The organism is Flavobacterium bizetiae, assembly GCF_024271895.1.
Taxonomy (GTDB): Bacteria; Bacteroidota; Bacteroidia; order Flavobacteriales; family Flavobacteriaceae; genus Flavobacterium; species Flavobacterium bizetiae.
Window position 1 is genome coordinate 1,353,447 of sequence record NZ_CP091861.1, and the last position, 21,788, is coordinate 1,375,234.

The window sequence follows — 21,788 nt, forward strand, 5'->3', positions numbered from 1 at the left end:
CAATTAACCTACAGATCCTTCTAAAGAAATCTCTAATAATTTTTGAGCTTCAACAGCAAATTCCATTGGTAATTTATTCAATACATCTTTACTGAAACCGTTTACAATTAAGGCAATCGCTTTTTCAGTTGGGATACCTCTCTGGTTACAATAAAAGACCTGATCTTCTCCAATTTTACTTGTAGTTGCTTCATGCTCTATTTTTGCCGATGGATTTTTACTTTCGATATAAGGGAAAGTATGCGCTCCACAATTGTTCCCCATTAAAAGAGAATCACATTGCGAAAAGTTACGTGCATTCTCCGCTCTTGGGCTAATTTGCACTAATCCGCGGTAACTGTTTTGTGATTTACCAGCTGAAATACCTTTAGAAATAATAGTCGATTTAGTGTTTTTACCTAAATGGATCATTTTAGTTCCGGTGTCAGCTTGTTGGTAATTATTGGTAACGGCGATTGAATAAAATTCTCCTACCGAATTATCTCCTTTAAGTACACAAGAAGGATATTTCCAGGTTACAGCAGAACCAGTTTCTACCTGTGTCCATGAAATTTTAGCGTTTGTTTCGCATAAACCTCTTTTAGTTACGAAGTTGTAAACTCCACCTTTTCCTTCTTTGTTTCCAGGGAACCAGTTTTGAACAGTAGAATATTTAATTTCAGCATCATCTAAAGCGATTAATTCAACCACAGCAGCGTGCAATTGATTTTCGTCACGACTTGGTGCAGTACAACCTTCAAGGTATGATACATAACTTCCTTCGTCAGCAATAACAAGAGTTCTTTCAAATTGTCCTGTTCCTGCCTGATTGATTCTAAAATAAGTTGAAAGTTCCATTGGGCAACGAACGCCTTTTGGAATATAACAGAAACTTCCGTCAGAGAAAACTGCTGAGTTTAATGCTGCGTAGAAGTTGTCTTTTTGAGGTACAACAGTTCCTAAATATTTACGAACTAATTCGGGATGTTCTTTGATAGCTTCAGAAATCGGACAGAAAATAATTCCTTTTTCTCCTAATGTTTTCTTGAAAGTTGTAGCAACAGAAACAGAATCGACAACAATATCCATAGCGACATTGTTCATCATTTTTTGTTCATCTACAGAGATACCTAACTTTTTGTACATTTCAAGAAGTTCCGGATCTACATCATCCAAAGTTTTGTTTGGATCTACTTGTTTTGGAGCAGAATAGTAAGAGATAGCCTGGAAATCTGGTTTAGCATAATGAACATTTGCCCATTCTGGTTCAATCATTTCTTTCCATGCGCGAAAAGCCTCGATGCGCCATTCCGTCATCCATTCTGGTTCTTCTTTTTTAAGAGAAATAGCTCTTACGATATCTTCGTTTAAGCCATTAGGAAATGTCTCTGATTCAATATCAGTATAAAATCCGTATTCGTATTCTTTGGTTTCGAGTTCGATTTTTAAATCGTCTTCCGTGTATTTTGACATTTTTTAGTTTTTTAAAACGCTTAAAATTTAAGATCTTAAGCGTTTAAATTTTTGCTTTTTGACTTTAATTTATAGCGAAAATGATTCTCCGCAACCACAAGTTCTACTTGCATTTGGATTATTGAATACAAAACCTTTTCCGTTTAACCCGCCTGAAAATTCAAGTATTGTTCCGGCTAAATAAAGGAATGATTTTTTTTCAACTGCAATTGTTATGTCGTTGTCTACAAATATTTTATCGTCGTCGCCTTTGGTTTTATCAAATTTTAAATCATATGACAAACCAGAGCATCCGCCACTTTTTACGCCTACTCTTACGTAGTCGCTAGCAGCATCAAAACCATCATCTTTCATCAAGTCGATGATTTTCTTTTTGGCTGTATCAGAAACTTTTATCATTGTTTATGGTATTTGTTTTTGCTTTTATTTCAATTTACATTCAAAACAGTAATCCAATTATTACAATTTAAAGTGCTGTCTTTCAATGTTGAAATAAAATTATCTGCAAAGATACGACTTAAAAACCTTTTTCCATAACGGTTCACATTATTATAACAAATGTTAAAATAGATATTACTTATATTGCTAAATCAAATATCATTGTTAGTGTGAATTATTTTGTTTATTAACGTTTTTTATTAAAAATTTAAAAAGAATATTAATTTGTAGGATTTAAGTATTGATTAGTTCTTTTAAGTGTTAAAAAAGCGTATTTATACCTGTTGTACACAAATTTTAATTGGTACTTTTGCAGAAAATTGGCAGTAATTATGAAAAAACAATACAAAAATAAGTGGGTAAAAGCACTTTTAGCAGTGTTTTTTGTTTTTGGATTAGGTGCTACAGTCTTTATTTTTAGCAGAGAATCAGACAAAAATGTTGCCGAAATTAAAGAGGTAACAAAAAAGGAAGGACTTAGCGAATCAGCTGAATCACTTTCTCAAAGAAATATTTTAGATTCTTTAAATACTTTAAAAGTAGCTTATGATGTGGCTATTTTGGAGAAAACAGCCTTGTCGCAACAATTGGAGCTTGAAAGAAAGAACATCAAAAACTTGATGGAAATCATCAGAGCATCTAAAAATCCCTCTTCGGAACAAATTCAGATTTATAGAAAACAGCTTTCAGATATGAAAATAGCTTTAGAAGCTAAGGTTGTTGAAATTAAAAAACTGAAATCTCAAAATAAAAATTTACTTACTGAAATTGAAAGTCAGAATGTGGTCATGTACAAACAAAAGACTGAAAATGACACTTTGGTTTCGAAACAAAAACGATTAGAATCAACTTTAAAAGATGCTTCGAAACTTGTTCTTGGTAACTTTACTGTGATTGCGCTTCGGGAAAAAAAATCCGGAAAAGAGGAGCAAACTGAGAAAGCGAAATATACCAATAAGCTTAAAGCCAGTTTTTCTATCAACGGAAATCCTGTTGCAAAAACGGGAAAAAGAGTTTTCTATATTCAGGTTCTGGATCAGAAAAATAAAGTTTTAGGCGAAAACAAACTGATAGAATTTGGAAACAATAAAGCCTTAGTTTATAGTTTTATAGTGGCTGTTGATTTTCAGGGAAAAACAGCTAATGTTTATGGAGTATTAAATTCTGATGAAAACAAATTTCAAAAAGGAACCTATTTTGTCAACTTCTTCGACAAACAGGAAATCATGGGAAGCACATCGATTACTTTAGAATAAATTTTTTAACCCACGGATTTTACTGATTTAACTGGTTTTTCGCTGTTTTTTATTTATACAGATAGTTAATATATCTATAAATTTAAAGCTAAAAAAACTGTGTAAATCTGCTAAATCAGTAAAACCTGTGGGCAATTTAACATCTGCGGTTAGCATAACGTAATTGTATTTCCTAGCTTTGTTTTCAATATTAGAAATGTACTCTTATGAAACTTTACCCGATAGAATCAGGAAATTTTAAATTAGATGGTGGTGCTATGTTTGGTGTTGTGCCTAAAACAATCTGGAGCAAAACCAATCCTGCAGATGACAATAATTTAATTGATATTGCTGCCCGTTGCATGTTAATTGAAGATGGAAATCGTCTGATTTTAATTGATACCGGAATGGGCGACAAACAATCGGAAAAATTCTTTGGTTATTATTCACTTTGGGGATCGCATTCAATAGATAAATCATTGGCAAAATATGGCTTTAGCCGAGATGATATCACTGATGTATTTATGACGCATTTGCATTTTGACCATTGCGGAGGAAGTGTACAATGGAACTCAGACAAAACTTTTTATGAGCCGGCTTTTAAAAATGCCAGGTTTTGGACAAACGAAAATCATTGGGAATGGGCTACAAAACCCAACGCACGAGAAAAAGCATCTTTTTTATCAGAGAATATTTTGCCAATGCAGGAAAGCGGACAATTGAATTTTATAAAGCGTCCTGAAGCTGATTTTGGTTTTTCTGAAGAAATGAATTTCGGAATTTATTATGTCGATGGCCATACCGAAAAGCAAATGATTCCGCATATTCAATACCAGGATAAAACCATTGTTTTTTGTGCTGATTTATTAGCGACAGCAGGACATATTCCGTTGCCATATGTTATGGGTTACGATACAAGACCTTTATTGACAATGCCGGAGAAATCAAAATTTTTGAACGCAGCGGCAGATAATAACTATTATTTGTTTTTAGAGCACGATGCGCACAATCACATTATAACAGTAGAACATACAGAAAAAGGTGTTCGATTGAAAGACGTTTTTACTTGTGAAGATATTTTTTAGAAGATAATTTAAAACATAAAAAAATCCCGTTTTCAGTATATTGAAAATGGGATTTTTTGGTTAACAAATTATAATTAATAAAATTTTAGTTGGTTTTTAACGTTGCCTGAACGTTAAAATAAAAATCATAACACAGTGTTAATCGTTAGTTTTATGTAACAAAAAATCATAATTTAGGCCCATATTTTAACTTTTATCAAAAATAGATACATGAGTCCTACAAAAATAAATACCATATCAACTTTTGCATTGCTTGTACTTGCAGGTTGCAGCGCTAGTTTGCAAGCGCAGACTTCTTCTTCTAAAGAAATGATTACCGCTCCTTTAGCAGTGGTTAAAAAAGCACCTGTTAGCGAAAACGAATTAAAAAGATGGAGTCATCTTGATCTGGTTAAAGATTCGATTCCGGGAATGAGTGTTGATAGGGCTTACGCCGAATTATTGCAAGGGAAAAAAGGAGTAAAAGTAATTGTAGGTATAGTAGATTCTGGAGTAGATATCGAGCATCCCGATTTACAGGGAATGATCTGGACAAATCCTAAAGAAATTCCGGGTAACGGAATCGATGATGATAAAAACGGATTTATTGATGATGTTCACGGATGGAACTTTCTTGGAGATGCCGTTCATGAAAATCTTGAAATGACACGTATTGTCAAAAAAGGAGATGATGGTTCTGCTGAATATAAAAATGCATTGGCACAATACGAAGAAAAGTCTAAAAAAGTTTTAGAAGACAAACAACAAGTAGACTTTTTAATAGATGTGCATAATACTATAAAAAAAGAGTTAAATAAAACAGACTATAAATTAGAAGATCTAAGCAAAATTACTTCAACCGACCCAAAAGTAGCGAGAAGTAAAATGATAATGACTCAAATTTTGACAAATGCAGGACCAACTTTTAATCCTGAATCAGAATTAGAAGATTACAGAGAGTCAGTTTACGATCAGTTCAATTACAATCTGAACAAAGAATATGACGGAAGAAAAATCGTAGGTGATAATCCTGAAGATATAAAAGATAATCACTACGGAAATAACGTAGTTTTTGGACCAGATAAAGAAAAAGCATTACACGGAACTCACGTTGCCGGAATTATTGCGCAAATTCGTGGTAATGATTTAGGAGGAGATGGTGTATCAAACAATGTCGAAATATTAACCGTAAGAGCAGTTCCTGACGGAGATGAGTACGATAAAGACATCGCTTTGGCTATTCGTTATGCAGTTGATAATGGAGCAAAAGTAATCAACGGAAGTTTCGGAAAAAGTTTTTCTCCGCACAAAAAGTGGGTGTATGATGCAATAAAATATGCCGCTAAAAAAGATGTTTTAATCGTGCATGCAGCAGGAAACGACGGATACAACATCGATAAAAAAGAAAACATTAATTACCCAAATGATTCTGAAGATAACGTAAAAGAGTTTGCAAATAATGTGATTACAATTGGTGCAATTAATAAATCATATGGAGAAACAGTAGTGGCTCCGTTCTCAAACTTCGGAAAAATAAATGTTGACGTTTTTGCTCCGGGTGAAGAAATTTATGCAACCGTTCCTAATAATAAGTACAAGTATTTACAAGGAACTTCTATGGCGTCTCCAAATGCAGCAGGAGTTGCAGCATTAATTCGTTCATATTATCCAAAATTAAAAGCAGCTCAGGTAAAACAAATTTTAATGGATTCCGGAGTAGCACTTCCTTCAATGGTAATTTTAGGTGAAAATCCAAATCCGGATGAAAAACCGGTAGCAGTTTCTTCTGCAGAATCATCAAGAACCGGTAAAATGGTAAATGCTTATAATGCTTTATTGATGGCAGAAAAAATGTCAAAAAAATAAAACAAAAACAAAAATAGTAACCAAATGGAAGAGTGGCAACTCTTCCATTTTTATTGAAAAAACGATGCGAAAAATTATACTACTTTCCTTTTTGAGTTTAGGTTTAAACTCGGCATTTGCACAAAATGCTCCATATTGGCAACAACACGCCGATTATAAAATGGAGGTTTCTATGGATGTAAAAAACTACCAGTACAAAGGAAAACAAGAATTGGTGTATACCAATAATTCTCCTGATACTTTAAAAAAGGTATTTTACCATTTATTTCCAAATGCATTTCAACCGGGAAGTGAAATGGACGGACGTTTGCATTCTATAAAAGATCCTGACGGAAGAATGGTAACCAAAATAAAAGGTGCCGATGGAAAGGAAACAAAACAAAGCCGAATTGAAACCTTAAAACCAAACGAAATTGGTTTTTTAAAAATTACCAATTTAAAACAAGATGGTGTAACCGCTCAAACCAGAGTTTCGGGAACAATTCTTGAAGTTACTTTGGCTAAGCCAATTTTGCCAAATTCGAAAACGACTTTTACCTTAGATTTTGACGGACAAGTTCCGGTACAAATTCGTCGTTCAGGCCGTAATAATTCTGAAGGAGTAGAACTTTCTATGGCACAATGGTATCCAAAATTAGCCGAATTTGATTTTGAAGGCTGGCACGCAGATCCTTATATCGCAAGAGAATTTCACGGCGTTTGGGGTAATTTTGATGTGAAAATTACGATTGATAAAGACTATACTATTGGAGGTTCCGGATATTTACAGGATAAAAATTCAATTGGTCACGGTTACGAAGATGCTGGTGTAACAGTTGTTTATCCAAAGAAAACAAAAACGCTAACATGGCATTTTATTGCTCCAAATGTGCACGATTTTACATGGGCAGCAGACAAAGAATATACACATGATATTGTAAAAGGACCAAACGATGTCGATTTGCATTTCTTTTACAAAAACAATCCAAAAACTACTGAAAATTGGAAACAATTAGAGCCTTTAATGGTAAAAGTAATGGATTATTATAATCAAAGAGTAGGAGCATATCCGTACAAACAATACTCCTTTATTCAGGGAGGAGATGGCGGAATGGAGTATGCAATGTGTACTTTGATGTTAGGAAACGGAACACTTCAGGGTATTCTGGGAACTGCAACACACGAACTAGGACATTCATGGTTTCAGCACATTTTGGCTTCAAACGAGTCAAAACACCCATGGATGGATGAAGGTTTTACCACTTATATCGAAGACAGCGCTTTGAATGAATTAAAAGGAGATAAAAAAGAATTAAATCCTTTTAAAGGAAATTATGCTGCTTATTATCAATTAGTAAATTCAGGAAAAGAACAGCCACAAGGAACTCACGGAGATCGTTACGATGAAAACAGACCTTACAGTATTTCGGCTTATATAAAAGGAAGTATCTTTTTATCTCAATTAGAATATGTAATTGGTAAAGAAAATGTTGATGCAACTTTAAAGAGATATTTCAACGATTTCAAATTCAAGCATCCAACGCCAAATGATATCAAAAGAACAGCAGAAAGAGTTTCCGGAGCTGAGTTAGACTGGTATTTAATTGATTGGACAGAAACAACAAACACAATTGATTACGGAATTAAAGATGTAGCAGATAATGCAGGAAAAACAACCGTAAGCTTAGAAAGAATTGGCAGAATGCCAATGCCAATAGACTTAACAGTTGAATATACAGATGGAACTTCTGAAAATTTCTACATACCGTTAAGAATGATGAATTTCATTAAACCAAATCCAAACCCGAACGCAAAAAGAACAGTTTTGGAGGATTGGGCTTGGGGACAATCAAACTACAGTTTTACCATAGATAAAAACAAAACAGCGATCAAAAAAATCACTATAGATCCAAGCGGATTAATGGCCGATGTAAAAGCTGCAAATAATGTATATGAAGTGAAGTAATCTTCATTTTATAAAAGTAAAAAAGTCCCGTTTAAATTAATAAACGGGACTTTTTTCGTTTAAAGTATTTTTTAATAGCCTCCAGCTTTAGCTGGAGAAATATGATTTAAATAGAAAATGGCTTTAGCCAAACCGTTACAGTTTGGCTAAAGCCATTTTAGGGTAATTTATTTTTACATCCAACTAAAGTTGGACGCTATTCAATCTTTTTTATAGACCTCAATAAAATATTGAACTCGAGTTATTAGTTTTAACTCAAATGCTCAATCATATCTTTTGTCATCGATTCAAGATCAAAAGTGTGTTTCCAGTCCCAATCTTCTCTTGCCTGAGAATCATCAATACTTGCCGGCCAGCTGTCCGCAATTTTCTGACGGAAATCAGGCTCATACGTAATTGTAAATTCAGGAATATGTTTTTTAATTTCATTCGCAATTTCAGTTGGCGTAAAACTCATTGCCGCTAAATTGTATGAAGAATGTATTTTGATTTTTTCAGCCGGAGCTTTCATGATATTAATCGTCGCATCGATCGCATCATCCATATACATCATTGGCATTTTAGTTTCAGAGGATAAAAAGCACTCGTATTTTTTATCGGCAATAGCCTTATAGAAAATATCAACCGCATAATCTGTAGTTCCGCCACCAGGAGGAGTAGACCAGCTAATTAAACCAGGATAACGAATGCTTCGAACATCAACACCGTAAATATTATGATAATATTCGCACCATCTTTCTCCCGCTTGTTTACTAATTCCGTAAACCGTCGAAGGTTCCATAACGGTATATTGAGGCGTATTTTCTTTTGGAGTTGTAGGGCCAAAAACAGCAATACTAGAAGGCCAGAATATCTTTTTTATTTTTTTGGCTTTAGCCAAATTCAAAACGTGAAATAACGAATTCATATTAAGATCCCATGCAAATGCAGGATTCTTTTCGGCTGTAGCCGATAAAAGTGCCGCCATCAAATAAATATCGGTAATTTGATGTACTTCGACAAGATGTTCGATTTGATTGAAATCTAAAGCATTGACCACCTCAAACGGACCTGAATTAACAACGTCAGTATTTAATTTTCGGATATCAGAAGCAATAACATTTTCTGTACCGTATAATTTTCGCAGTTTTTGAGTCAGTTCTGTCCCAATTTGACCGCAAGCGCCAATGATCAATATTTTTGGATTCATTTGTAATGTTTTTTTAGATGTACAAATATAACGTTTTCGCAAATATTTTTATTTTTCATAACAACAAATTATAAATTTAACAATGATGAAGATGCTTTTTTGGATTATTCTTCGTTGGAGTGTTTAATTTTTTTTACCGCAAAACACGCTAAGATTTTTATCTAACCGTAAGTTTAGAGGGCAAAAGTTCGCAAAGCTGGATCAACACAAAGCTTTGCGAACTTTGTGTTTTTCTAAACTTATTACAAGTAAAAAAATTTAGCGTGCTTTGCGGTAAAATTTTTAAAGAACAAATAGGTTTGTTAAGAATTAAATCCTGTTAATCTGTGAAATCTGTAGCAAAAAATAATATGTTAATCTCAATGATTTATAGCAAAAAACAGAATTCGTAATTGTAAATTTACTTTGTAACTTTGTAGCTTAATGTTTTTTCAAATGAAATATAAAATATCTCTTTTTCTGCTTTTTGTTTTTGTGTTGAATTCATGTCAAAATGAAGATGAAAAACGCCGTGCCGAAAATGAAAAAGAAGCTAAAAAAAAGGAAGTTATTTTTAATAATATCAATAAAGGCTGGGTTTTTATCGACGAGCCCATCAATGAAATTTCAGAACAAAAAGTAAGTTCGTGGAATGAATGGCGCGAATTTTTAAAAGAAATTGGCGATAAACCAAGAAAAACAATCGGAGCATTCCAGAAAAAGTCAACTGCTATTTCAAAAAAAGCAATGGCTTTAAACAATAATATTCCGGCAGAATTTAATGTTCCAGCCATAAAAAGCCGAATTTCTATTTTGATTACCAAAATTAAAATGATGGATCTGTTCATTCATTTGAATCAGATTCCGGCCGATAAAGTGACTTTTTTGGTGGGAGATATCAACAAAGAATTAGTGTCTTTGCAAAGACAAATGGATAATATTTTTGTAAAAAGCAAAATTCCAAAAGAACAAGGAGAAGAGGATTTCCTCAAAATGTTAGATACAACACGTGCCATTCCGAACTCGAATCAGGTTCCGATTCAGGCACAAAATTTAGATCAAAAATTACCAAAAGTTGAGTAAAAACGCCTTATATACAATGTATGATAATCTGCCTAAAAATGAGCAGATTGCCACACAATTACTAGAACAAAATCAGATAAAAATGCATCTTAACGGACTGTTAGGATCAGCAGTTTCATTTGTTTTACGCGCTGTTTTCAAAAAAACCGAGCTGCCTTTTCTTGTTGTTTTAGACAATAAAGAAGAAGCTGCTTATTACCTGAACGATCTCGAACAAATGATTGGCGAACAAGATGTATTGTTTTATCCTGCATCATTTCGTCGTCCATATCAGGTTGACGAAACCGACAATGCCAATGTTTTACTCCGTGCTGAGGTTTTAAACCGAATCAATTCCCGTAAAAAACCCGCCATAATTGTTACCTATCCTGAGGCACTTTTCGAAAAAGTAGTTACACGTCAGCAATTAGATAAAAACACCTTAAAAGTCGCATTAAATGATAAAATTTCGATCGATTTTATCAACGAAGTTTTGTTCGAATACGAATTCAAAAGAGTCGATTTTATTACAGAACCCGGAGAATTTTCGGTTCGTGGAGGTATCGTCGATGTATTCTCTTTTTCAAACGATCATCCTTATAGAATTGAGTTTTTTGGCAATGAAGTAGACAGCATCAGAAGTTTTGATGTTGAGACACAATTATCTGTCGAAACACACAAAAAAATCACCATAATCCCGAATGTCGAAAACAAGATATTTCAGGAAAACCGCGAAAGTTTCTTAGATTATATTGCTGAGAAAACGGTTCTTTTTATCCAGAATACCGACGGACTTTTTAGTCAGTTAGACAAACAATTTGCAAGAGCCGAAGAAGCTTTTGAGAAACTTTCGAAAGAAATAAAACACGCCCAACCGGAACAATTATTTTTAAATCAGGCTTCGTTTATCAAGCGTGCTTTAGATTTTTCGGTGGTAGAATTGGCTTCAAAACCCATTTTCAAAACAACAAAAACATTCGAATTTCACATTCAGCCTCAGCCGTCTTTCAACAAGCAATTTGATTTGTTGTTGAATAATTTAAGCGACAATCATTTTAACGGATATAAGAATTATTTGTTCTGTTCGAATGAAACTCAGGCAAAACGTTTTCATGATATTTTTGAAACTTTAGACGAAGCTAATTCAGAGAATATTCGCAAGCAATATCATACCGTTGTGTTGCCTTTATATCAAGGTTTTATTGACGAAGAAAATCAAATTACGGCGTATACCGATCACCAGATTTTTGAACGTTATCACAAATTTAATATCAAAAACGGTTATTCTAAAAAGCAAAATATTACGCTAAAAGAACTAACCGCACTTTCGGTTGGTGATTATGTAACGCATATCGATCACGGAATTGGAAAGTTTGGCGGATTGCAGAAAATTCAGGTCGAAGGCAAAACGCAGGAAGCCATAAAACTGGTTTATGCCGATAATGATATCGTGTATGTGAGCATTCACTCGCTTCACAAAATTTCGAAATACAACGGAAAAGACGGAACGCCGCCTAAAATTTATAAGTTAGGATCGAACGCCTGGAAAATTTTAAAACAAAAAACCAAAGCGCGCGTCAAACATATTGCCTTCAACTTAATCCAGTTGTATGCAAAACGTCGTTTAGAAAAAGGTTTTCAGTTTGCGCCAGACAGTTATTTGCAAAACGAATTAGAAAGTTCGTTTATTTACGAAGACACGCCGGATCAAACCAAATCGACACAAGAAGTAAAAGCCGACATGGAAAGCGATCGCCCAATGGATCGTTTGGTGTGTGGCGATGTTGGTTTCGGAAAAACGGAAGTTGCCATTCGTGCCGCTTTCAAAGCCGTAGATAATAGCAAACAAGTTGCCGTTTTGGTTCCTACGACTATTTTGGCGTACCAACATTACAGAACTTTTTCAGAACGATTAAAAGATATGCCGGTTTCAATTGGGTATTTAAACCGATTCAGAACCGCAAAACAAAAAGCACAAACCCTAAAAGATCTGGCCGAAGGAAAACTAGATATCGTAATTGGAACACACCAATTAGTCAACAAAAATGTGGTTTTTAAAGACCTAGGTTTATTGATTGTCGATGAGGAACAAAAATTTGGAGTAAACGTAAAAGATAAACTCAAAACTATTGCTGCAAATGTTGATACATTAACATTAACGGCAACGCCAATCCCGAGAACGCTTCAATTTTCGTTAATGGCAGCGAGAGATTTATCGGTTATCACAACGCCTCCGCCAAACCGTTATCCAATAGAAACAAATGTGGTTGGTTTTAATGAAGAGGTAATTCGTGACGCGATTTCATATGAAATTCAGCGAAACGGACAAGTTTTCTTCATCAATAACCGAATCGAAAATATAAAAGAAGTAGCTGGAATGATTCAGCGTTTGGTTCCAAATGCAAGAGTCGGAATTGGTCACGGACAAATGGAAGGCGCCAAACTCGAGGAATTGATGTTAGGTTTCATGAACGGAGATTTCGACGTTTTGGTTGCAACCACAATTATCGAAAGCGGATTGGACGTTCCAAATGCCAACACAATTTTCATCAATAATGCCAATAATTTCGGATTATCAGATTTACATCAAATGCGTGGTCGCGTAGGCCGAAGCAACAAAAAAGCATTCTGTTATTTCATCTGTCCGCCGTATTCATCCATGACCGAAGACGCCAGAAAACGTATTCAGGCGTTGGAACAATTCAGCGAATTAGGAAGCGGTTTCAACATCGCCATGAAAGATCTTGAAATTCGTGGTGCAGGAGATTTATTAGGTGGCGAACAAAGCGGTTTCATCAATGAAATTGGTTTCGATACCTACCAAAAAATCATGAACGAAGCGATCGAAGAATTAAAAGAAAACGAATTCAAAGATTTATATCCTGCAGAGAATGATATTGAAACGAAAGAATACGTAAAAGATCTACAAATCGATACCGATTTTGAGCTTTTATTTTCTGATGAATATATCAATAATGTTACAGAACGTTTGAGTTTGTATAACGAATTAGGTTCTGTAAAAAATGAAGCCGAATTAGTCATTTTCCAAAACAAACTAATCGACCGTTTCGGTCCAATGCCGCCGCGTGCCAATGCTTTGATGAACAGTATTCGCATCAAATGGATTGCTACCAACGTAGGTATTGAGAAACTGGTAATGAAAAAAGGTAAAATGATTGGCTACTTCGTTTCAGACCAACAATCAGATTATTACCAATCGTCTAAATTTAGAAAGGTTTTACAATTTGTACAAAAACATAGTAATCTTTGTCAAATGAAAGAAAAACAAACGCCAAACGGTTTACGACTTTTATTGACTTTTGAGAATGTAAAATCTACCAAACGTGCTTTGGAATTGATGGAATTATTGGGGGAATAATTTTTTTATTTTTTAGGAGCAGATCTATTTCGTTTCATAAGAGCTTTAGTCCCGCTATCCCTTGCAATCTTTTATGCCGAACCCCGGCACAAAAGGATTTTCAGTCCTATCGGGGCTAGGTGAGAAATTTGGTAGTTCTATTTGTTATGATCTAATAAAATCTCAGTCATATTTTTATAATTATTCAGAAAACCTTTGGTAACCAGATAATGTTCGGTTTCTTCATAATCGATTTGTCTTATTCCTTTTTCATCCAGTTGATATATTATGGCATTTGGATAGGCCAAGAGAATTGGAGAATGAGTAGCAATTATAAATTGTGAATTGTTTTTTACATGCTCATCTATTGCCGTAAACATCGTAAGTTGTCTCATAGGAGATAAAGCAGCTTCGGGCTCATCAAATATATAAAGTCCGTTACCACCTAATCTTTCAGTAAGGATTTTCATGAAAGATTCACCATGAGAACATTCATGTAAAGAGTGTCCCGTTCCTTGTAGATTATCAGTTTCTTCCATGTAAGTGGCAAGGTTGTAAAAACTTTCGGCACGAAGAAAATAATAATCTTTTGGAAGGCTATAACTTTTGACAATCTTCAAATAATTAAAAAGACCTGAAATATTTTGATGCGTACTAAAACGAGCATGTTTACTTCCTCCTTCTTGTCCAAGTCCCATATTTAAAGCAATAGCTTCTATTAAAGTAGATTTTCCAGAGCCATTTTCTCCTACAATAAATGTAACATCGGGGTGAAATTCTACTTTGTCCAATCCTTTTATAGAAGGTATCGTAAAGGGATATTGTTCATAACTCTCAATCAAATCTCTTTTAAGTGAAATCTCTTTTAAATAAGGTTTGTCTGTTATCATTATGAATTATTTTAATTTGAATGCCCAAAAATAAAACATTTAAGCGTAGGAGTTCCTTAATTTGTTTTGCGATAAACTTCCATAAAGTTTATATTATGAGTTTAATTCGTAGCAAAAAAACTATTCTAAAAATCTAAAGATTAAGTTTTATTTATCTTTTACTTAGGAAAATCCTTAGAACTAATAAGTTTTCTTTGAGAGAAATTTTAAAGCAAACTTCTCTATGCAATATCAATTTATTCTCTTGTTTTTATTTTTTGGATTAACCTCAATTTTCGCTCAGGAAAAGAAACAAATCGTTTTAAATGATTCTCTAAAATTAGAAGAAATTGATCCGCTTCGTCCTGCAAAAGCAGCATTTTACTCGGCTATTTTTCCTGGTTTAGGACAGATTTATAATAAAAAATATTGGAAACTTCCTTTGGTTTATGGAGCAATAGGAACGAGTACTTACTTTTATATCGATAGTCAGAAAAACTATAATATTTACAGAGACGAATATAAAAAGAGACTTGCCGGAAACACCAGTGGTTCTGAATTTTTGTCCAACTTAAGTGAAAGTCAGTTAGTATCTGCCCAAAAGCAATTTCAACGAAACAGAGATTTATCCGCTTTATTTATCGTCGGGTTTTATGTTTTGAATATTATAGACGCAAATATTGACGCCGCTTTGTCACAGTTTAATGTAAGTGAAAGATTAGCCTTTAAACCTGCGATTATAAAAAATGATATTGCATTCAATAATAATTTCGGTCTTGCTTGTTCCTACTCTTTTTAAGAGCTTCAAACTTGTAAATTATAAAAGGATTAAAAAGATTTTATAATCTGTGAGAATCTTTTTAATCTGTGGCTAACTGCTTTAAAATAAAAAACGGCGTATGAGAATTTCATACGCCTTTGGTTTTTCAATTCAATAGAATTTACAGTTTTTTCAATCCCTTCAATTCTGTAGCATTTCCTTCTTTAATGCTAATGGCAACACCGCCGCCTGGGGCTAAATATTGTTTTAAAATTGTTTTTGAGTTTATTACAACTTTAGTCACCGTATATTTTTGTGGATTTACGTTCCAGTTGGCTTCTTTTGCATCAGCATAAATCGTAGCGATGAATTTTTTTCCGGCTGGTAAATAATCAAAAGTAATGTTGGCCGTTCTTGAATTTTCGTCGGTAATTCCGCCAACAAACCATTCATTTTTACCTTTTGCTTTACGGGCAATCGTGATATAATCTCCAGGTTCAGCTTCGAGGATATAACTGTTATCCCAATCTACAGCAACATCTTTAATGAACTGAAATGCATCTGGAAAACGCTCGTAATTCCCCGGAATATCTGCCGCCATTTGCAACGGACTGTACATTGTAACATAGTAAGCTAATTGTTTTACCAAAGTGGTATTGACACGTTGCGAACTTCCTGTTCCGTAATACGAAAGATCTGTCTGAAAAATTCCCGGAGTATAATCCATTGGGCCTCCCATTAAACGGGTAAATGGCAAAATCGTAGTGTGATCCGGAGCTAAACCTCCCATAGATTCAAACTCGGTTCCGCGGGCAGATTCTTGTGCAATCCAGTTTGGGAAAGTTCTGTTTAAACCCGTTGGACGCACAGCTTCATGGCTGTTAATCATGATTTTATAATCGGCTGCACGTTTGGCTACATTAATATAATGATTCACCATCCATTGACCGTCATGGTGTTCGCCACGCGGAATAATTTTACCTACATAACCTGTTTTTACAGCATCATAACCGTTGTCATTCATAAACTGAAACGCACGATCTAAACGACGCTCATAATTGGTTGCTGATCCTGAAGTTTCGTGGTGCATGATAATTTTTACACCTTTTGAAGCTGCATAAGCATGAACCGCTTTTACATCAAAATCCGGATAAGCTGTTACATAATCAAAAACATCTTCTTTCCAATTTCCAATCCAGTCTTCCCAACCAATGTTCCAACCTTCAATAAGAATCGCATCGAAACCATTTTTAGAAGCAAAATCAATGTATTCTTTTGCGCGTTCTGTAGTAGCTCCGTGTTTTCCGTTTGGAGTAAGTTTGGTGAAATCATTCGTCATTTTTACGTTGTTTTCTTTTCCGAAAGCCCATGTACTTTTTCCGGCTACAAAATATTCCCACCAAATCCCGATGTATTTTACAGGTTTAATCCACGAAACATCTTTATAACTTGTTGGATCGTTGAGGTTCAGGATTAATTTTGATGCCAAGATATCTGTTGCTTTATCGCTTACTACAATAGTTCTCCAAGGCGATTGCGCATCTGTTTGCATATAACCTTTTGCACCAACTGCATCTGGTGCTAAATGACTTACCATTTTATTGGTTTTAGCATCAACTTCAAGATACATTGCCGGATAATTAATTAATCCTGCTTCGTGAATGTTAATGTATAAACCGTCGTCAGATTTCATCATCGATGGCGTCTGTATAGAAAGTTCTTTGATTGGCTGCTGTGCATTAATTTCAATTGTCGCTTTTTTCATCAAAGAAGGAATTTCTGAAATCTTTGAAGTCGTATAAGCATATTCATTAGTATCGTAATCTCCCGGAATCCAGAAAATTTTATGATTACCAGCCAGATTAAATTCAGTACGTTCTTCTTTTATTACAAAATAATTCAGATCATTTTGCTTTGGAAATTCATATCTAAAACCTAATCCGTCGTTGAATAAACGAAAACGAATGCGAATGTATCGGTTGTTGTTTTTCGCTTGCGCTAAAGTGACAACCAATTCGTTGTAATGGTTGCGAATTGTTTTTTCTTCACCTAAAACCGGATTCCAATTTTCATCTACAGAAGATTGTGCCGTGTTTGTAATGGTAAATCCATCCATAAACGAAGGCAAATCCTTCAATTCTAACCCTAAAGAACTGGGTTTTATAATTGCTTTTTGTTTATATGATAATTGATAAGACGGAATTCCGCCTTCTTTTAATTCAAATTTTAAAGAAAGATTTTTGTTTGGCGAAGTTAATTCCTGCGCCTGAATCCATAGTGAATTGGCACAAAGAAAAAGTAACAACGCGATTTTTTTGCTCAAACGAATCTGGAGCAGCATTTTTTGGAATTGAAAATTCATGTTATTTAATTTTTTGCAAATCTAATCTAATTTTAAAGTTGCGTAGGTATTAGTTTTTTAGCACTAAATATTGGTATGGCGCAACTGTAATTTCAGCGCCAAGAGTTACTGTGTTTCCTGTAAAAGCATCTTTCCAGGTTCCTTTTAATGAATTTGCAACAAGATATTTTACATCATTATTAGTCAAGTTCGAAAGAACCAGAACTTTTTCAGCATCTTTTACCATTGTAAAAGCGCTTATAGCATCGCTGCTATATCCTGTATAACTTCCTTTTTTTATAGCATTACTTGAGTTTCTGAAAGCAATTATTTTTTTGTATTGCGCCAACATTTCTGAATCGGCAGTTGACCAGTCAATTGGATTTTTTTCGAAATAATTGATTCTTTGGGCATAGCCAATTTCCTGTCCGTTATAAATCATCGGAACAGATTTCATATAAGCGGCAACAACGAATGTAGCTACAGATCCTTTTTTACCTCCAAAAAGTTCAATTGGAGTTCCTTCTGCAAAGTTAACATCGTGATTGCTGGTATACCTTACGATTTTATTGTTCTCATCGTAATTTGTTGAATATTCTGCAGCATTTGCATTTTGTATTGTACTTGCAGATAAGTTTTCTTTAAATGCTTTTTGTAAAGCACTGAAAAAACCAAATCCAAAAGTATAATCAAAACCAGATCTAAACTGACTCACTTTTGTGCCTTCTGCCAACATTAATATTTTCTGGTTTTTTTTAATGTTTCTTAGTTTTGAAATGGCTTCAGACCAAAAATCCTGTGGGACAAAATCAGCATAATCGCATCTGAAACCATCAATATTTGCAGTGTAAACCCAGTAAGCCATAGCATCAATCATGGCGTCTTTCATTTCTCTATTGTTAAAATCCAATTGGGCAACATCATTATAATTTGTCCCGGGAGGAATAATGATTTTACCGTCAGCACCTTTTTGATACCAATCTGGATGTTGGGTAATCCAGGCATTGTCCCATGCCGTATGATTGGCAACCCAATCCAGAATCACAGCCATGTTTTTTTTGTGTGCTTCTTCAACCAATACCTGAAGATCTTTTAAAGTTCCAAAATCTGGATTTATTGCTTTATAGTCTTTTACAGCATAAGGTGAACCCAGTCCTGACGCAGCTTTTTCTTTTCCAACCGGAAAAACAGGCATTAAATAAATCACATTTACCCCCAATTCCTGAATTTGAGTCAGGCGGTCCTGAACACCTTTTAATGTTCCGTCCTGACTGAAAGAACGAATATTTACCTGATAAATGATGGCGTCTTCTTTATTAGGCATTTTATCGAATGAGACACCATATTGTGGATAAACAGGAGGTGTATTTGAATCTGAATCGTTATCAGATGAACTACAGGAAACAAACGCTAACGTAAGCAGTAGTGCATAAACGATGTTTATATTTGATTTCATAATTTTAAATTTTTTAATACGTCCAGAGTTTGTTTTGAGAATGTAAACTTTTAAGATAGCCTGCCTTTCGCTCAAAAAAGGCAGGTATCAACTCAAACTAATCTAAACTGTAATTTTAAATACTGTTATAGATTATTTTTTAACTATCGTACATGTTGCAGTTGCCGGATAACCGTTTGACACAGGATCAACTTCATCTATTTTAAAAGTGATTTCATAAGTTCCTGCTTCGCTAATGCCATAAGCACCTCCATTATCAAGATTAATCGTGTTTGTTGATGAATCTGCAGGTCCGTAATTAACTGACCAATTATTATTTAATTTGAACTTTACAGCTCCAGGTAATAAATTGGCAGTAATTTTCCATGTTTTAGTTTGATGATCGTATGACATCGGAATAGCGTTATTCCATCCGTAATCTTTATCTTCAGGTGTTGGTGCATGTGTTGCATCTCCTGCAATTCCCCAGGCATACGGAGTAGAAGACCATTTCAGTGTATTTAAATTTACTTTAATCTGGTAGGAACCTGCGCCAGGCAGATGGAAATTAGGTTCGCTTGCATTTTTCAAATCATTGTTGGTATTTCCTGCACCATAATATTGATCCCAGTTTCTGCCAGTATTTAATTTAAAATCAGTACCATTACCAGCAGGAAGTGTTACATACCCCTGATAAACCCCTTTTGAGATTGCCGTTAAGGCAGCAGCAGTTCCTACATTAAATTCTCCCTGATAAAATCCTGGCATATAAATTTCGCCAAAAACTACACTTTTTTCATAAGGAGTAACGATTAATGTGATATAATCGGAGTAAACTTTATGATCTACACTGGCTTCTATACGAACAACTAATTTTCCCGGAACATTAGGCAAAAGCCCTAAGTCTATGGCGATTTTGTTTAAATCTCTCCCTATTATAGCTTTGCTTAAAACATCTTCACCCGCTTCTATTCGTTTCGATTTTAGCCACGCCTTTGGTCCGGTGATATCCGGAATTACATCAATTTGCAATGCGTAAGTAACAGGAGTACCAACCGGAAATTTGACAGCGGGCCATGAAATTAATTCTACAGATTCATCTTCTGTTTCTTCATTTAGCACTAATGTGATAGACGAAGCTTCAATAGTACTCGAAAAAGGAACAGTTTTTAAGGTCGTTAATTCTGCATCATTTTCACAGGAGACACCTAACAAAAGCAAGCTGCCTAATACAAATAATTTACTTATATATTTTTTCATAGTAGTTTTCTTTTTTATTATCCTGGATACCCTGGATTTTGTTTTAAACTTCTGTTAGCATTTAAAGCAGATGTAGGAATCGGGAATAATTTTCTATAAGCAGGTGATTCCGCTCTGAACTGATTTGGCAGTAAAAATTTGTTAAAGCGAATCATATCCTGTCTTCTGTGTCCTTCCCAATTTAGTTCAAGACTTCTTTCGTTGTAGACATCATCAAGAGTTGGGTTTGCAATTAATGCATCTAATCCCGCACGTACTCTAATTTGGTCTATAAAAGGTTTTGCAGCTCCTGCATTTCCTAAACGAACATTACATTCTGCCATCATTAAAATGACATCGGCATATCTGTAAATTGGAAAATCGTTAGAAGCCCCGCCTCCTGTATTCGATCCGGCCGGATAAAACTTAATATTGCGAACACCAGCTTGCGGAGGTGCTCCCGGATTATCTAAAGAGGGAACATCTAATGTATAAGTAACACCACCTGCCTGTTCGCCTACTAAAAATTGTTTTTTACGAATATCATTATCAGCATATCTCAGATAAAAATCTTTAGGAACAATAGTACCGTTCCAGCCATCATATCCAAATAAAGCTTTTGCATTTAGTCCTGAGAGGCTTCTAACTGCATAAACATTACGTGATAAAATATCGATAGTAGCAAAAATGGATAAAATGGTTTCGTCCTGAGGCGATACATCCCCAAATAACTCATAGTATTTATTTCCAAGTGGGCTAGATGTATTGGCTTCACCAGAGTGTAGTGAAAATCCGCCATCGCTTACTTTATTACAAGCGGCTAAACACTCGCTCCATTTTGCTTCACCAGTATAAACTTCTGCATTAAGATATACTTTCGCTAGTAATGTATATCCTGCCCATTTGTTGAAACGGCCATAAAAATCGCCTCCTTTTGTACCATAAAGTAATTCTACATTTTCGGTAAGTTCTTTTACAATAAAGTTATATACTTCTTTACGGCTTGCCTGAGGAATTTTATCTACAGTAACATTGTTGTCTGTATAAAAAGGAACATCTCCAAAATCATCTATTAATAAATAATAGAAAAAAGCACGCAATACTTTGGCTTCTGCAATTTTTGCCGTTTCTGCATTTGATTTTTCTAATAATCCCACTGCTAAATTAGCATTGAAAATACCTTTGTATAACCAGTTCCAGGTATTGTTAATGATCCCTTCGGTAGGTAACCATGTGTGTTTATGCAAACGGGCATAATCCTCCTGCCAGTTACCATCGGTTCTGTGCGGAATAACCTGCTCATCTGATGACATACAGTTCAGATCATACCAACCATTGTCTGCACCTGCATAACCAACACCAGTAGCTCCATCTCTTGTAAATTCTCCTGGAATCTGTGCATAAATGCCTGCTAAAGCGCTATTGGCTCCTTCGGGAGTTGAGTAAAAGTCATCTGCAGCATATTTGTCGTATACATTTTCGTTAACGTCAGTACAGCTAAATAAGGCCAGGAAAGATACACCTGCCAACAATATATTTTTAATTTTCATTTCTTT

Annotated in this window: 15 protein-coding genes; 7 read left to right on the forward strand and 8 right to left on the reverse strand. The window is 34.7% G+C overall.

The genetic code is table 11. The annotated features are described in order from the left end of the window. Positions 1-3 precede the first annotated feature (3 nt). Positions 4-1,452 carry a Fe-S cluster assembly protein SufB gene (gene sufB, locus L0669_RS06115; RefSeq protein ID WP_263762083.1) on the reverse strand — a complete coding sequence of 483 codons (1,449 nt, stop codon included), beginning with the start codon at positions 1,450-1,452 and terminating at the stop codon, positions 4-6. Positions 1,453-1,521: 69 nt separating this feature from the next. Beyond that, on the reverse strand, positions 1,522-1,851 hold the full coding sequence (locus L0669_RS06120) for a HesB/IscA family protein (RefSeq protein ID WP_055097560.1): 330 nt from the start codon (positions 1,849-1,851) through the stop codon (positions 1,522-1,524). Positions 1,852-2,222: 371 nt separating this feature from the next. On the opposite strand from L0669_RS06120, the gene L0669_RS06125 reads away from it, so the two are divergent. From L0669_RS06125 to L0669_RS06140, 4 genes are all read left to right on the forward strand, one after another. Beyond that, positions 2,223-3,146: a hypothetical protein gene (locus L0669_RS06125; protein ID WP_263762085.1), complete on the forward strand. Its 924-nt coding sequence runs from the start codon at positions 2,223-2,225 to the stop codon at positions 3,144-3,146. Between the two features lie 206 nt (positions 3,147-3,352). Then, positions 3,353-4,210, forward strand: coding sequence for an MBL fold metallo-hydrolase (locus L0669_RS06130; protein WP_263762087.1), 858 nt, complete (start codon positions 3,353-3,355; stop codon positions 4,208-4,210). Between the two features lie 210 nt (positions 4,211-4,420). Further along, positions 4,421-6,055, forward strand: a complete 1,635-nt coding sequence (locus L0669_RS06135) for a S8 family peptidase (protein ID WP_263762089.1) — start codon at positions 4,421-4,423, stop codon at positions 6,053-6,055. 64 nt (positions 6,056-6,119) lie between these two features. Then, positions 6,120-8,000, forward strand: coding sequence for a M1 family metallopeptidase (locus L0669_RS06140; RefSeq protein ID WP_263762091.1), 1,881 nt, complete (start codon positions 6,120-6,122; stop codon positions 7,998-8,000). A gap of 250 nt (positions 8,001-8,250) precedes the next feature. On the opposite strand, the gene L0669_RS06145 is transcribed toward L0669_RS06140, so the two are convergent. Further along, positions 8,251-9,189, reverse strand: coding sequence for an L-threonine 3-dehydrogenase (locus tag L0669_RS06145; protein WP_263762093.1), 939 nt, complete (start codon positions 9,187-9,189; stop codon positions 8,251-8,253). A 435-nt stretch (positions 9,190-9,624) separates the two neighbouring features. Here L0669_RS06145 and L0669_RS06150 point away from each other — a divergent pair, with 435 nt between their 5' ends. Both L0669_RS06150 and mfd read left to right on the forward strand, forming a co-directional pair. Beyond that, entirely contained in the window at positions 9,625-10,251 is a 627-nt protein-coding gene (locus L0669_RS06150) for a hypothetical protein (protein ID WP_173969096.1), read from the forward strand. Continuing rightward, positions 10,244-13,609, forward strand: a complete 3,366-nt coding sequence (gene mfd / locus L0669_RS06155) for a transcription-repair coupling factor (protein WP_263762095.1) — start codon at positions 10,244-10,246, stop codon at positions 13,607-13,609. The genes L0669_RS06150 and mfd overlap by 8 nt, the downstream gene beginning before the upstream one ends. A 137-nt stretch (positions 13,610-13,746) precedes the next feature. On the opposite strand, the gene L0669_RS06160 is transcribed toward mfd, so the two are convergent. After that, positions 13,747-14,478 carry an AAA family ATPase gene (locus tag L0669_RS06160; RefSeq protein WP_263762097.1) on the reverse strand — a complete coding sequence of 244 codons (732 nt, stop codon included), beginning with the start codon at positions 14,476-14,478 and terminating at the stop codon, positions 13,747-13,749. Positions 14,479-14,701: 223 nt separating this feature from the next. Here L0669_RS06160 and L0669_RS06165 point away from each other — a divergent pair, with 223 nt between their 5' ends. Next, positions 14,702-15,256, forward strand: coding sequence for a DUF5683 domain-containing protein (locus tag L0669_RS06165; protein ID WP_263762099.1), 555 nt, complete (start codon positions 14,702-14,704; stop codon positions 15,254-15,256). A gap of 142 nt (positions 15,257-15,398) precedes the next feature. Here L0669_RS06165 and L0669_RS06170 read toward each other — a convergent pair whose 3' ends face one another. The 4 genes from L0669_RS06170 to L0669_RS06185 all read right to left on the reverse strand — a co-directional run bounded on the left by L0669_RS06170 (position 15,399) and on the right by L0669_RS06185 (position 21,782). Then, a complete protein-coding gene (locus L0669_RS06170) occupies positions 15,399-17,579 on the reverse strand; it encodes a glycoside hydrolase family 97 protein (RefSeq protein ID WP_263762101.1) in 2,181 nt (726 codons plus the stop codon). A gap of 49 nt (positions 17,580-17,628) precedes the next feature. Next, positions 17,629-19,014 (reverse strand): alpha-amylase family glycosyl hydrolase, encoded by a 1,386-nt coding sequence (locus tag L0669_RS06175; protein ID WP_263762103.1) that lies wholly within the window; start codon positions 19,012-19,014, stop codon positions 17,629-17,631. Positions 19,015-19,146: 132 nt separating this feature from the next. Beyond that, positions 19,147-20,253 carry a SusE domain-containing protein gene (locus tag L0669_RS06180; protein WP_263762105.1) on the reverse strand — a complete coding sequence of 369 codons (1,107 nt, stop codon included), beginning with the start codon at positions 20,251-20,253 and terminating at the stop codon, positions 19,147-19,149. Between the two features lie 17 nt (positions 20,254-20,270). Then, the gene (locus tag L0669_RS06185; RefSeq protein ID WP_173969087.1) at positions 20,271-21,782 is read right to left on the reverse strand and encodes a RagB/SusD family nutrient uptake outer membrane protein; all 1,512 of its coding nucleotides are present in this window, start codon (positions 21,780-21,782) and stop codon (positions 20,271-20,273) included. Positions 21,783-21,788: the final 6 nt, after the last annotated feature.

Coding starts and splice junctions, on each gene's coding strand:
- L0669_RS06180 (WP_263762105.1), bottom strand. CDS start 20,253: ATGAAAAAATATATAAGTAAATTATTTGTATTAGGCAGCTTGCTTTTG.
- L0669_RS06125 (WP_263762085.1), top strand. CDS start 2,223: ATGAAAAAACAATACAAAAATAAGTGGGTAAAAGCACTTTTAGCAGTG.
- L0669_RS06140 (WP_263762091.1), top strand. CDS start 6,120: ATGCGAAAAATTATACTACTTTCCTTTTTGAGTTTAGGTTTAAACTCG.
- L0669_RS06170 (WP_263762101.1), bottom strand. CDS start 17,579: ATGAATTTTCAATTCCAAAAAATGCTGCTCCAGATTCGTTTGAGCAAA.
- L0669_RS06150 (WP_173969096.1), top strand. CDS start 9,625: ATGAAATATAAAATATCTCTTTTTCTGCTTTTTGTTTTTGTGTTGAAT.
- L0669_RS06145 (WP_263762093.1), bottom strand. CDS start 9,189: ATGAATCCAAAAATATTGATCATTGGCGCTTGCGGTCAAATTGGGACA.
- L0669_RS06185 (WP_173969087.1), bottom strand. CDS start 21,782: ATGAAAATTAAAAATATATTGTTGGCAGGTGTATCTTTCCTGGCCTTA.
- L0669_RS06165 (WP_263762099.1), top strand. CDS start 14,702: ATGCAATATCAATTTATTCTCTTGTTTTTATTTTTTGGATTAACCTCA.
- sufB (WP_263762083.1), bottom strand. CDS start 1,452: ATGTCAAAATACACGGAAGACGATTTAAAAATCGAACTCGAAACCAAA.
- L0669_RS06135 (WP_263762089.1), top strand. CDS start 4,421: ATGAGTCCTACAAAAATAAATACCATATCAACTTTTGCATTGCTTGTA.
- L0669_RS06160 (WP_263762097.1), bottom strand. CDS start 14,478: ATGATAACAGACAAACCTTATTTAAAAGAGATTTCACTTAAAAGAGAT.
- L0669_RS06130 (WP_263762087.1), top strand. CDS start 3,353: ATGAAACTTTACCCGATAGAATCAGGAAATTTTAAATTAGATGGTGGT.
- L0669_RS06120 (WP_055097560.1), bottom strand. CDS start 1,851: ATGATAAAAGTTTCTGATACAGCCAAAAAGAAAATCATCGACTTGATG.
- L0669_RS06175 (WP_263762103.1), bottom strand. CDS start 19,014: ATGAAATCAAATATAAACATCGTTTATGCACTACTGCTTACGTTAGCG.